Annotated in this window: 9 protein-coding genes and 2 pseudogenes; 6 read left to right on the forward strand and 5 right to left on the reverse strand. The window is 52.7% G+C overall.

The window, feature by feature from the left end; all coding sequences use genetic code 11:
- Positions 1 to 54: 54 nt before the first annotated feature.
- A complete protein-coding gene (locus ACR0M9_RS13555; protein ID WP_480483578.1) occupies positions 55 to 1,137 on the reverse strand; it encodes a Gfo/Idh/MocA family protein in 1,083 nt (360 codons plus the stop codon).
- Between the two features lie 208 nt (positions 1,138 to 1,345).
- Between ACR0M9_RS13555 and ACR0M9_RS13560 the strand changes: the two genes are divergently transcribed.
- Entirely contained in the window at positions 1,346 to 1,999 is a 654-nt protein-coding gene (locus ACR0M9_RS13560) for a GntR family transcriptional regulator (RefSeq protein WP_209506749.1), read from the forward strand.
- A 397-nt stretch (positions 2,000 to 2,396) separates the two neighbouring features.
- Here the strand turns inward: ACR0M9_RS13560 and ACR0M9_RS13565 are convergent, their stop codons facing one another.
- Positions 2,397 to 4,094, reverse strand: coding sequence for a caspase family protein (locus ACR0M9_RS13565; protein WP_480773852.1), 1,698 nt, complete (start codon positions 4,092 to 4,094; stop codon positions 2,397 to 2,399).
- A 134-nt stretch (positions 4,095 to 4,228) separates the two neighbouring features.
- On the reverse strand, positions 4,229 to 6,004 hold the full coding sequence (locus ACR0M9_RS13570; protein ID WP_480539165.1) for a caspase family protein: 1,776 nt from the start codon (positions 6,002 to 6,004) through the stop codon (positions 4,229 to 4,231).
- A 222-nt stretch (positions 6,005 to 6,226) separates the two neighbouring features.
- On the opposite strand from ACR0M9_RS13570, the gene ACR0M9_RS13575 reads away from it, so the two are divergent.
- Together ACR0M9_RS13575 and ACR0M9_RS13580 are read left to right on the forward strand one after the other, a co-directional pair.
- Positions 6,227 to 6,877, forward strand: coding sequence for a DUF928 domain-containing protein (locus ACR0M9_RS13575; protein ID WP_480483581.1), 651 nt, complete (start codon positions 6,227 to 6,229; stop codon positions 6,875 to 6,877).
- Positions 6,874 to 8,790, forward strand: a complete 1,917-nt coding sequence (locus ACR0M9_RS13580) for a CHASE2 domain-containing protein (protein ID WP_480773853.1) — start codon at positions 6,874 to 6,876, stop codon at positions 8,788 to 8,790. The genes ACR0M9_RS13575 and ACR0M9_RS13580 overlap by 4 nt, the downstream gene beginning before the upstream one ends.
- 25 nt (positions 8,791 to 8,815) lie before the next feature.
- Here the strand turns inward: ACR0M9_RS13580 and ACR0M9_RS13585 are convergent, their stop codons facing one another.
- Positions 8,816 to 10,669: a caspase family protein gene (locus ACR0M9_RS13585; RefSeq protein WP_480773854.1), complete on the reverse strand. Its 1,854-nt coding sequence runs from the start codon at positions 10,667 to 10,669 to the stop codon at positions 8,816 to 8,818.
- 77 nt (positions 10,670 to 10,746) lie between these two features.
- On the opposite strand from ACR0M9_RS13585, the pseudogene ACR0M9_RS13590 reads away from it, so the two are divergent.
- Positions 10,747 to 10,893: pseudogene (locus ACR0M9_RS13590) on the forward strand (IS6 family transposase); the annotation flags it as partial.
- A 290-nt stretch (positions 10,894 to 11,183) separates the two neighbouring features.
- Here the strand turns inward: ACR0M9_RS13590 and ACR0M9_RS13595 are convergent.
- Positions 11,184 to 11,492, reverse strand: a pseudogene (locus tag ACR0M9_RS13595) (transposase); the annotation flags it as partial.
- A 63-nt stretch (positions 11,493 to 11,555) separates the two neighbouring features.
- On the opposite strand from ACR0M9_RS13595, the gene ACR0M9_RS13600 reads away from it, so the two are divergent.
- Together ACR0M9_RS13600 and ACR0M9_RS13605 are read left to right on the forward strand one after the other, a co-directional pair.
- Positions 11,556 to 11,876 carry a hypothetical protein gene (locus ACR0M9_RS13600; RefSeq protein ID WP_480483592.1) on the forward strand — a complete coding sequence of 107 codons (321 nt, stop codon included), beginning with the start codon at positions 11,556 to 11,558 and terminating at the stop codon, positions 11,874 to 11,876.
- 84 nt (positions 11,877 to 11,960) lie between these two features.
- Positions 11,961 to 12,635 (forward strand): phosphatidylserine decarboxylase, encoded by a 675-nt coding sequence (locus ACR0M9_RS13605; RefSeq protein ID WP_480773855.1) that lies wholly within the window; start codon positions 11,961 to 11,963, stop codon positions 12,633 to 12,635.
- Position 12,636: the final 1 nt, after the last annotated feature.

Here is a 12,636-nt window from a genome sequence, read left to right on the forward strand (position 1 = left end):
AGTTTTGCCCTATTTTGGAAATTTTGCAAGATTTTTTGCAAAATATCTGATATTTTATACTACTGTCATATCTACCATTGGTGTTTTTTGTAAGTTTTTGATCCTGACCGTTTCACCTGTTCTGCAAGAATTCTGAATAGCTTCAATAACTTGAAGCGTTCTGAAACCTTCCCATCCAGACACAATCGGCACTGCTTCGTGCCGGGCTACTTCAATAAAGTGCCTGAGCTGATTGACCAAAGGGTCAGACGCACCCTTCTTCAGCGCGGTCGATGAGATAGGCGTCCACCAGTCCCGTTGCTCACTCTGGTAACTCCACAGGCGAAGATCGGGAACGGACAACGAACCATGAGAGCCACCGATCATATAGCTACTCTCTGTGGTCGAAGGATAGATTGGATATTCCTGAGACGTCATCTCCCAGCTCCATGGAGCAACGATGCTGTCGGACACACTTATGGTCCCTATCGCCCCGCTTTCAAATGTCAACAGCGCACCAGCAACATCTTCGTTGTCGTAGCCCCGCTGCGATGCAGCCGACTGAGCCTGTACGGTCACAACTTCTCCGGCCAGGTACCTCAGCAGATCCACATCGTGGACAAGATTGACCGAGATGGGCCCTGCACCGGGTTTCTTTCTCCAGGGCGCAGTATCAAAATACTCGTCTGGCTTATAGAACCAGCAATTCGCATGGACAGCGCGCACATTTCCAATCTTTCCATCGACAATTGCTTCCTTAGCCGACCTGATCAAAGGATTGTGTCTGCGATGATGACCGACCATCAGTGGCACATTGGCCTTCTCCGCAGCTTGAACAAGCTCAAGTGCAGCGGTGGCTTCTACGGCGATCGGTTTTTCGACAAGAACAGGACAACCGTGTCGAACACACGTGAGGCCTTGTTCAACATGAAGCGTGGTCGGGGTCGCAAGAACAGCTCCGTCTGGCGTCTGATTTGCAAACATTTTCTCGAGGGTCTCGTAACATGCGACCCCGTGCTCAACGGCGTAAGCACGACCTTCATCACTGGGGTCGACTACCGCAACGAGATCAACATGGCGCAACGCTCGGATAGCGTCTGCGTGGCGGCGTCCAACAAGACCAATGCCGACAATGGCAATGCGAAAGTTCTTAGACACTTTGCTTCCTTCCGGAGGGTCCGGAAAATCCCGAAACCGTTGATTGCGATCAGGCTGCCTTGCCCAATTTGGCCACGACCGTATTGGGGTTTTCGCGATTCCGCAATAATGTATGATATTATTATTTATACCATACATCAGTTTGGATTGCTGATGTCTCAAAAAAATGCTAATTGAACGAGGAAACTAAAAATATCGGGTGAAACGCATGGCGAAACAGCCGTCTACGATAGGTGCAAGCACCTATCAGCGCATCAAGCGGGACATCATCTTCGGGGAGCTGCAGCCCGGCTCCAAACTGAAGCTGGACGCCTTGAAGGAACGCTATTCGGCAAGCCTTTCGACACTTCGTGAAACGCTGAACAGGCTCGCCAGCGACGGATTTGTCGAAGCTCCTGAGCAACGGGGTTTCCTGGTCACGCCAGTTTCACGAGAAGACCTGACCGAGATTTCAGAACTGCGCGTTCTGCTGGAATGCCACGCGTTGGAGTTGTCCATTGCGAATGGCGACACGGACTGGGAAGGCAACCTGGTCGCTGCGCATCATAAGCTGCATTTGATGGAGCAACGGCTTCTCAAGGGAGATGACTCTGAAAAGGAAACCTGGAAGAGGTACGATTCAGAGTTTCATCAAGCGATGATTGCAGCCTGTAATTCCAAGAACCTCTTATCCCTTCACTCAATCATTTATGACAAGTACCTTCGTTATCAGATGCTCGTACTGACCTACCGAGGTGAGGTTGCAGCCCAAGAACACAAACGCATGTTCGATGCCGCGCTGGCCAAAGACGCTGATACAGCCAAGAAACTGTTGGAAGATCACATCAGAAATGGCCTCGCCCATACGTTGGAGGCTATGTAAGGCGGCATGCTGATTGTGTGACTCGACGTCTTCAGGTCGATTTGGCAGGGAATATCTCAATATTCCACATCTAGATCGAGAAGTTTGTGAGCGGCCCATACCGGACCTTTTGCGTCGAAGCCGAATGCTGGTGGTGCAGCCCGCATAGCTGCCGTTCGCTGTGATCCCGCCCACCACCTTCCGATATCACCGACCTCATGGCAGGGTACGGAATTCTACAACAACATGCAGCTACTTCAGTTGATTTAGTGGAAATCCTATTTTCAACGGCTCTCAAGCCGATGGCCGACTTCGAAGTAGAGGAAATCGGTCTCTGCAACTTTGGCGCAAACGGCACGCAGCTTGGTAATCATGCCGCTCTTGTCGACCCCCGTCATCTTGGGAATTCCGTTGGAAGCTAGTTCGCACGCCTAACCAGGAAATTCAGGAAAAACTGACCGTCGATACGTCGTGGCTCATACACGAGGCGTCGGTCGGGTTGCAGTCCTTGAGGCAATTTTACATCAATTCGAACCTTGTAGGGCGTCACCGGTGGACCAAAATGTGAGCTTAGGGTGAAACGGAGTTTCAGTTGACCGTTGTCATCCAATGACCCCTGGAAATCCTTGAACCACGGACCGCCTCCGGTAAACGCTTGGGCGGACACCAGAGTCAGTTTGCTGCCTTTCCGATTGATCCGCAATGACGCGAGTGGTTCGATTTTTCCGGGGTAGTAGGATTCGTCGCCGCGCGTTGCAGTCTGCCAATAGTCATCATCCCATCTACGCCGAATGGAGATGACGTAATCACCGTCTAAACCTACAGCAACCGCAACTTCCTTGCAAACGCGACCCGGTTCTTTCTTAAGCGCAATGAGGGTCTGTTGTTGGTTCAGACCTTCCGCCGGAAGCCCTAGGTTTTTTCGGGCGTTCCGGTATCTGGTATATGCCGCTCTAGTGCGAGGACCTGCAACGCCGTCCGCCGCGCCCGCGCTGCATCCGACGCGGTTCAATTCGCTCTGAATGTCACGGACTAGGCTGCGTGTCTGTGCTTCCTCAGTCGGATTGTCCGGCGGAGCCACAACGGCGACTTCCGTGTCGTTCGTTCTGGGGTTGTCGTCAGGAGCAGCTTGTTGCCTTGCCTTCTCACGCAGATCATCCCGAAGCGAAAGGGCGAGCGTTACCGCAAAGTGATCATTCTGTTCCTGATAACGGTTTAGAAAGGACTCAATTGCATCCAGCGTTCCGAGTGAACGAGCCAACTCAAAGTCAGCGTAGATTTCACGGTTGTCAGACCCGACACGCTTGGCTTCCGGCGGCATGGGCGCTGCCACCGGAACTAGGTAGATATCTTGGCTTGGTAAAGAACCGTAGGTGAAAGGTTCCTGAAACCCATCTGTCAACTTAAATACGGTGTCGCGGACCTTGCGGAACATTTTACCTAGTTCCAGCCCAGGCTCTTCGATGTGCTTTAGCAGCGCTGTGGCATACGGGCTGTTACGCCCCTCTCCATCAAGAGCCAACGTTCCACCCTTGGCTGCGTAGCTTACTAATACTCCGCTGGGGTCAATACGACCCAATCCGCGACCGATGGAGCGTGTGCCGCCATTTCTTTCCATCGTGCTCAGGAATGGGTTGTTCCGGCACGCATCGATCAAAACGACCTTTAACCCATCGGCACCCGACAAGGAACTAACGACGGAGTCCAACCGTATCGCTTCAAATTCGATATCTTGATCGCTGCGCAGTTCTGAGTTTACAGGAATAAGGTAGTTTGTGTTTTCGATCTCAATCCCGTGACCCGCAAAATAGATGATGGCCATATCCGCATCTTTCGCCGCTCGACCAAAGTCGCGCAACGCAATGCGGAGACCACGGTAATCTAGATTCTGATTGTGCCAAACCGTGAAACCGATCCGTTGCAAGGCTTTGGCCAGATCCGAGGCATCATTGCCTGCATTTGGAAGATTGGCGACATGTTGATACTCGGCATTTCCAATCACCAATGCGACCCGTTTGGTGTCCGCGTGCGCAACATGCGAAACCGAGAACCAAATCGCAAAGCCTATCAGCCATAAGAATGTCCTGAAAGGATATTGAAATGAACTGTTAAACAAACTGCCCCCGATCGGAACAAGTTGAGACGCCTGAACATTACCACATAACCTGATTGAATCGAATATGCCGATCCGATTGCCAGCGTATCCTCATAAAAAACATAGCTTCGCTGAAACCCTTTGGGCAGAGCGCGTTATTTCAGAGAAGCTTCCAAGACCACGGAACGCGCATTCCATCCAGAGCCATCGAACCATTTTGTTGGGGTCACATCGTCAAGGTCGCGCCGTCCTCGCGCTTCGTACTGAAATTGGGCAAATGATTTTCTGCCTTTGCCGTGGGTTTTGTTTGGCTTGGATGGCAACCAGTTGGTGTAGCTCACGGGTTCTCCGCTGAACCATCGCCATCCGATGATGGCACCGTCTTCTTTGGGGTCCTTTCTGAACCCGAAATAGGGTCCGGCCTTGTAGCTGATTTTCGTTTTGCTGTCGTATCCCAATTCAAAGAAAGCCGGGTCACTTGAAATCATCCGGACGATGAACGCATTCTCTGCAGCCGATGTTATTGCGGCCAAATCCAAGCCACATTTTTGCGCCTCGCTGCGCGCACTCTGCACACTGCCTGAATAAACCAGCGCAATATATAGGTTTCCGCGAAACGTACCATAGACGCTTTTACGCAGGCCCAAACAGCCAAGAATTTGCGTGACCTCTTCGGATTCACCTAACACTTCCAGCTCGGATATATCCTGTCGGACAGCAAAGGGATTGCTGATAAAACTCGCGCCATCATCCGCCAGCGGTCTGATCCCCAAGCCGGACAGGACAGCAAGATCGGCATATCCGGTTGGTTCTAACCCGACGTTGGCCTGAAGCGCCTTGATGCCTGATCGGGTCCGCGGTCCGAAAACTCCGTCAGGTGTACCGACGTCGAAGCCTGAGTTGTTAAGACTTTGTTGTACTTCCTTCTTCTGAGCAGGGCCCGGCAAGAGCGCGGCTTCTATCTCATCGAGCCGCCCGCTTTTTCTGGTCCAGGCAGGTGTGATCTGGGCCATCCGCTTCAGTATTTCGGGCTCGGATAACGTTGCAGCGCGATAGGATCTGGCGACCAAATCCCACCCCCTGACTGTGTTCACCTTCATAGCTGCGGCCAGCGCGTTTTTCTGAGTTACCTGCGGCTGCAAGACTGGTTCGTCAGACTCCTGAAGGTCAGGGAAGGGTAATGCAGCCTGTTCTACCTTGGGGACCAAAAATATGTCCTCGCCCGGTAGTGAGCCATAGACAAAAGGCTCCTGATACCCGTCGGTCAGTGCGACCACGCGGTCGCGCACCTTGCGGAACAGTTTACCAAGTTCCACTCCCGGTTCTTCAACATGTTCCAGAAACGCCTGCGCGTAAGGGCTGTTCCGGCCGTCGCCATCCTGCGCCAGAGTCCCACCTCGGGCCGCGTATCCGACCACGACTCCTCTTGGTTCAACCGCGGCCAGACCGCGCCCGATTGAACGAGTGCTCGAGGCCTTTTTCATCTGGGCCAAAAACGGGTTGTTTCGGCATGCGTCAACAATCACGATACTTAGAGCCGACGAGCCAGCAATGGCATTCACGATAGCGTCCAGACGAATGGCTTCAAATTCTACATCCCGATCACTTTTTAGCGCGGCATTCACGGGTATCAGATAGTTTGTGTTCTCAATTTCGATTCCGTGGCCCGCGAAATACGCAAGCGCCACTTCCGCATCGGCTGCGGCTTCGGCAAAGTCGCGCAATGCAATGCGCATATCTGTGTAACTCAGGTTTTGATGCTGTGTAACCTCAAACCCAATGCGCTGTAACGCCTTAGATATATCCTCAGCATCATTGGCCGGATTGCGCAGGTCCGGGACGTATTGATAGGCGGAGTTACCTATTACAAGAGCGACGCGCTTGCCCTTAGCCTCTGCCGCAAGCGGCAAGATCAAGAGCAAACAAACCACCAACAAACACGAGGCGCCGCTTCGCCATTTGCTTTCAGGAACCATGAGCACAGACTCGACTCTGAACCGAACAGATCCTTATTTTAGCATAAAATTGCCTGACCACCGAGCTTAGGATCAGCTGAAGCGAGACAGAGCAGGAACTGGACTCAACGTAGTTTCAAGCCTACGCTAAACCTTCAAAAAGCGGATACACCTGCAGTTTTCTTCGAGAGGCGTCTTGTGTCGTGGAATTGGGTATCAATAGCTGTTTTTGTCTTCGTACTGGCTGCAGGCCTGTTTCTCAGCGGTTTTGCGCTGGCTTCCGGCGATGAGAAAAACACCGACACGTCCGCAGAAATTGTGTTTGTTCCTCCCAAAATAGGTACGCCAAAGGATCGAATGGGCGCAGGCACCCGGAATATACCTTCGGATGCCGCTTCTGACCTATTGCTACTGGTTCCAGCAGACGGTGGGCTAACAACTCAAGCCTTTCCGCCGTTGATCTGGCGGCTAACTCGCGGCCATCGAGGAAATGTAATCGTCAAACTGGGCCCATCCGGGATGACTGCAACAGAGTTACACATCAGTGGCCCTTTCCCACCCGGCGATTACGGTCTGGACCTGAGTAGGTCAAATATTGTGCTGGACACCGACCGAGTTTATCTTTTGCAACTCGAGTTGCTCGATCCAAACACCGACGCGGTGGTCGAACGAACATCAGGATTGATCGAGCGTTTGCCGGAAGAATTTAGATCCGACACCCCGGCCGCAGCTGGTCTGTGGTTCGATGCGCTCTCTGAACTTGTGGATATAGGCCTCAGCGGCCGTGTGCAGGCGACGAACCCAGCCGAACTCGAACAATTGCTGAACTCAGCTGGCGTAGGTCAGTGACATCGAAGCGTCAAAAGCATGCATGGCAGAGAACGTCATCGCTCATGCCGGTTTGGCAACGCTGGGTGTTGGTCTGTGTCATTACACTGATTGTCGGCATGCCTCTGGTCGAACTCCGGAAAAAAGGCATGCTCGAGTCACTTGAGCTTCTCCAATACGATTGGACAATATCGGCCTTTGCGGCGGATGAACCTATAGCAGACGTTTATCTGGTTGCCATCACCGACCGAGATTTGAGCGAATGGGGTTGGCCTGTCCCCGATCGGCAATTGGCACAGATTGTAAACACCTTGCTCGCCTCTGGTGCAACTACGGTGGGCGTCGACATTTACAGGGACGTTCCGGCAGGTGAAGGTCGGGACGCCTTACTTGAGGTGCTGAGCGATCCCAGAGTTTTCGTGATCTCGAAATTGCAGGATAGCGAGACTGCTGGCATTTCAGCGCCGCCGGGCACGCACACTGGGTTCGCTGATATTCCAATTGACCCTGATGGCGTTGCCCGACGCGCCTTGTTGTTAGTAAATACGCACGATGGTATTTCCCTGTCACTGCCTATGCATCTGGCCGCGACCCATACCGGGCAACCCGCATTGAAAAGCGCTCCCGACAATCCGCGCTATTTGATGTTTGGCGATACAGTTGTAGAACCCTTGGCCCCGGGTGCAAACCTGTTCCGCAACGTGGATACGTCAGGCTATCAAATCGTCATTGATTACAAAAATGCATTGCCGATCACGCGCAGTGTTCCCGCCGCAGAGATTCTGACTCAAACTGGGCTGGATCGCTTTGAGGGAAATGCCGTGATAATCGGCGTTACCAGTCATTCCGTAAAAGATTACTTTTCAACACCACTCAACCGATCAACCGGGTCAGATTTTACCTTTGGTGCCGAAATTCATGCCGCCATCGTTCAACAGTTGATTGACTACTTCAACGGCCAAGCCTCTCCGCTGCGCGCGTTGGACGGTCAGTTCCCTGCGTTCATCATCCTCGCTTCGGTCTTCTTAGGTGCCTGCGTGTCTGTTTTCGTCAGGGTCACCGGCAATGCGGTGTTGCTGGCTGGGATAGGTGGCGTCCTGCTAACGATTACGTTGTCCATGTTTCAACAGTTCGCGTTGTTAATGCCTGTCGCGCCTTCTCTGCTGGGCTGGACTTTCGGGTTTCTTTTCGGCTTTGGGATCATCTCAGGCTTTTCGCGCAACCAAAGACGCGCGATCGCACAGGTTTTTTCATCTCATCTGTCCGAAGAGTTGTCAGCTGAGATCTGGAAGCAGCGCAAAAATCTAATGTCGGGTGGAAAGCCCCGATCTCGACAGCTGTATGTTACGGCGCTGCTTGCGGATATTGAAGGGTCGACCCTCGCCGGGAATGCGATGGATGCAGACGAGTTTATGACGTGGATCGCGCGAATTCTTGATCGGCTGGGTGAAATCGCTCGCGCGCATGGTGGGTTTGTCGAGAAATATACAGGAGACGGCATACTGGTTGTGTTTGGCGCGCCAATTCCAAGCGAAACACACGAGCAAAGGCAATCGGACGCGCAGGCCGGACTACGTTGTGCCAACGCCATGCGCGAAGCCGTGGCATCACTTAATAACACTTTTCGAAATCAACGTGCATACAAGCTACGGATAGCGCTGAACAGTGGAGAAGCAATCGGTGGCACACTGGGTGTCAGCGGATCCATGCATTATAACGTCATCGGTGATACGATAAATGTCGCTGCACGCCTGGAAAGCTGGACCAAGACCCTAGCACCGGATGCCGATGGGTTTCGTCCCATTTATATGACCATGGCGACGGCAAAAACTGTGGACGCTGAACGACGATGGCCAGTGGCTGCGAGTTTCATTCACGATGATGGCGAGACAGAAATTCAAGTAGTTGAACTCAACAGGCGCGTACCCGAGTAGCTGCGAATACTTCGTGTTGTGAGTTTCAACGTTTTGTTATCGTCACATCCATGAAAAAGGCTTTGTCGAACTGGCCTTGGTTGGAGTGGAGGGTTTGCCCCTTGGAAAAGTCTGCAGGAATTCTCTGAGTAATCGAGAAGGGGACAATTCTTACTTTACCAAACAGGTACCCTGTATTTCCCGAAATACGCAACCGCCCCTTTTCTGATAACGATGCGCGAAATCGTTTTGGTCGATTTTCACCACCTTCCGTCAGATCCTGAGCGCTGATCATCTGAAACCCGGCGGACGACTTCCGGTACACCATCTGCAACACTATTTTGGGCCGATCCTTAGCAAGCTCAGGGTCATTGTAGTTTGGATTGGGTCGTCTTCTGACCACGATTGAGTAATCCCCATGGTAGCTGTTCGCTACTGCGCCGGTTTGGGTCGTCTTCGGCAAGGCAGCAAGCGTTTCGCCGCTCGTTTGTTCCTCGCTGTGCGCCGAGGGTGGCGGCTTTGCGACGTTCTTTAACACAGCAAGGCTTTGCGCTGTCAGATACCCCGTTCTGGTCGAACCGCTTTTGCTCTGAAATTGCTTTAGTGCCGCACGAGAGCGCGTACCGAATATCCCATCAACAGGCCCGGCTGAATACCCTAGGAAATTCAGGCCACGTTGAATGTTGCGATAGTCGTTTTGGCTGAGATTAAGATCCTTTTCTGCCACAAGGGCTGGATCTGGTTGTTGCCCCGCGACGTTTTCCTGGTTCGTCGTGTTGATCGGGCTTTGGGACGCGGCAGCAGACTCTGTAGGCACGCTGGCGTTGTTCTTAATCGGTTGTGAACGGCTGAGCACATCGGCTACGTCAGCCGCATATTGACCAGCGCGTGTATTTGGATAGAGCTGCGCGATCATCTTCAAAGCGCCCAACTTGACCGTTTGATCATCCAACTTTAACGCTTCGCGCAGAACGCGTTGGGCAGATTTTTCACGCTCATCTTCAGGCGAGGACTCGGCAACAGGCGCAGGCGTTTCTTTTAAAATGGAAGGCACCTTGGCCGCTGCAGGGACAAGGAAAATATCCCGCCCTGGCAATGAGCCATAAGTGAAGGGCTCTTGGTACCCATCGGTAAGTTTAAAGACTGAATCCCGGACTTTGCGAAACAATTTCCCAAGTTCCAGCCCGGGAACCTCAATATGTTCAAGCAGGGCTTCGGCATATGGGCTGTTGCGACCTTTTCCATCCAAAGCCAAAGTTCCACCGCGCGCAGAATAGCCGACCAGAACACCTCCGGGGTCAATACTGCTCAATCCGCGCCCGATCGACCGCGTCGCGGTTGTGCGCTCCATATCAGAAAGGAACGGATTGTTTCGGCAGGCGTCAATAAGAACAAGTTTGAGACCTTTCGCCGTCGATACCGAATTTAGTACCGAGTCCAGCCGTATAGCCTCGAATTCCACATCCTTGTCGCTTTTGAGTTCCGCGTTGGTGGGAATCAGGTAATTAGTGTTGTCTATTTCGATGCCATGACCCGCAAAATAGACCAATACCACGTCGGCCGTCGCAGCCTTGTCGGAAAAATCCCGAAGGGCCAGCCGCATTTGGCGATAGTCGAGATCGTATAATTCGGTCACATTAAAACTTATCCGACCAAGCGCTGCTGCTATATCCCGGGCGTCATTTGCCGAGTTCGGAATATTCGAAACGTACTCATACTGCGAATTTCCTATGACAAGCGCCGTACGTCTGACATCAGATACGTCCGCCAGTACAATAGCAGGTCCGAACATCACAATAGCGATGAGGCTAGACCTAAGCCGCAAAAAACCTATAAAAACAAGGTGTATTAGCATAATAACTTCGTCCACGAAAGCCGCAGTTACTTTAACATAATCCACATCGAATCGCGATAAGGCTACAAAGAATTTGCCAGGTGTGCCGCCAACTTTTTCGTATGAACCGCGCTAAAACTTCCCGTTTCATCAAACGAAGGATCAGGCCTACGCTGGGATTCATGTCGTTCACTTCAGCAGCATCTGCCTTGGCTGGTATCGAACTGGTCAACATGGTCTGCAAAGGTCAGTTCACACCTGGACTCTCTCCATTTCAACAGTTTGCCTGATTGGCTGGATAATCGGCTCGTCAGCACTGACTATGCTAATCTCATTTAAGTTTGCGACATGTGTAGACGCCCAAAACGCAAGAGGTAATTTTGGCCGGTAATTGCATCGGTTCGGGTACTGACATGTGTTCGGCCTGTTGCGCGGCCTTTGTACATGCCGCTGGCCCCTATGGTGTTAGCGGAACCGGTCCAATTCAAAACCACGTGCTCAAAGCACTCTGTCGCAAGCTGGTTTTCCCGACCCGGTCTCACGATCCTTATGCCATACCGTCCATTGTTCTCTTACGCGAACGCCACATAACAACGCTGTTGGCACCGATGATCAGTAACCGCCTGAGCGAACGTTTTCCCATCTTTGTCGTTGCGCCGAGGCGCTGCTTGCCCCCTGTTGAATGCTGTCTTGGAACCAGCCCGAGCCAGGCGGCGAAGTCGCGTCCTCGCGGGAACGTTTCCGGCGGCGGGGCGAGGGCCACCAGCGCAGTTGCGATGAGCGGACCAATTCCAGGCACCGTCATAAGGCGGTGTGCCGTTTCATTTGACCGCGCGCGGCGGGCAATCTCGGCATCCAGTTCTTTGATCTGACCCTCCAGTTGGTTCAACATGCTGATCAGCCTTTCTAAGCACTGGCGCAGGCCTCCATTCAGGTTGTTTGCAAACCCACAATGGCACACCGAGGCCAGCGGGGGCCTCTACACCTTCAGAACCGTACAGGATTTCTCAAATGGAGCGATTTCTTTGCCGACCCGGTGGCAGAACTGGTCGATATGGAACTTAGAACGCTCTGTGGCGGGATCGTCCGGTGGTCCGGCAGATCTCACGAATTGATCGCATTTGAAGAAGGCGGACTTGTACGAAGCCTCGATAGCTTCCAATCGGGTCAGGTCGAAGACTTGGTTGCGGAATTTGGCCTCAACCCAGCTGAAGTTACCGAAGTGCGCGGAGATTCAGACGATCAAGCCCTTTGGATCAGATATCTGAAATAATGAATCGTCTGCACCCGCTACACTTGCGTTCCCCAGCAATCCACTTATGAAAGTGCCATCAATTGACCTCGGGGAAAGCTTACGATGCGCATGCGCGATACGTTCATCAAACCGATGCACCCTGAAGGCATTCGGTTTGTCGCGATCTTTGCCGCCATCACGGTCGGTCTGTTTCTCCTGTCCGACATTCTGGGCTGGATTGGCGTCGGCCTTACGGTCTGGTGCTACTATTTCTTTCGCGACCCCGAACGCGTATCACCGACAGGGGAAGGCTTGATTGTCAGCCCGGCGGATGGGGTGGTTTCGCTAATCGAAGCGGCAGTGCCGCCGAGTGAGCTTGGGATGCCAAACACGCCCCTCACTCGTGTCAGTGTATTCATGAGCGTCTTCAATTGCCATGTGAACCGCACGCCCATTGAAGGTGAGATCACCGCCGTTGCCTACCGCCCCGGCAAATTTTTCAACGCATCCCTAGATAAGGCCAGTGCCGATAACGAGCGCAACAGCCTGCGTATTCGAATGAGGAATGGTCAGGACCTGGCTGTGGTCCAGATTGCCGGCCTAGTGGCCAGACGGATCGTCTGCTTTGTGAAACCTGGCAACGCGCTTCAAACCGGAGAGCGATTTGGATTGATCCGTTTCGGTTCCCGTCTGGATGTTTATCTTCCAGATGGCGTGGAGCCGCAGGTGCGTGTCGGGCAAACGATGATTGCCGGCGAAACTATCCTTGCCAGTTTGCACACACCCAATGAAAAGTAGG

Source organism: Ruegeria sp. CH2 (assembly GCF_056537065.1).

Coding starts and splice junctions, on each gene's coding strand:
- ACR0M9_RS13560 (WP_209506749.1), top strand. CDS start 1,346: ATGGCGAAACAGCCGTCTACGATAGGTGCAAGCACCTATCAGCGCATC.
- ACR0M9_RS13600 (WP_480483592.1), top strand. CDS start 11,556: ATGGCACACCGAGGCCAGCGGGGGCCTCTACACCTTCAGAACCGTACA.
- ACR0M9_RS13605 (WP_480773855.1), top strand. CDS start 11,961: ATGCGCATGCGCGATACGTTCATCAAACCGATGCACCCTGAAGGCATT.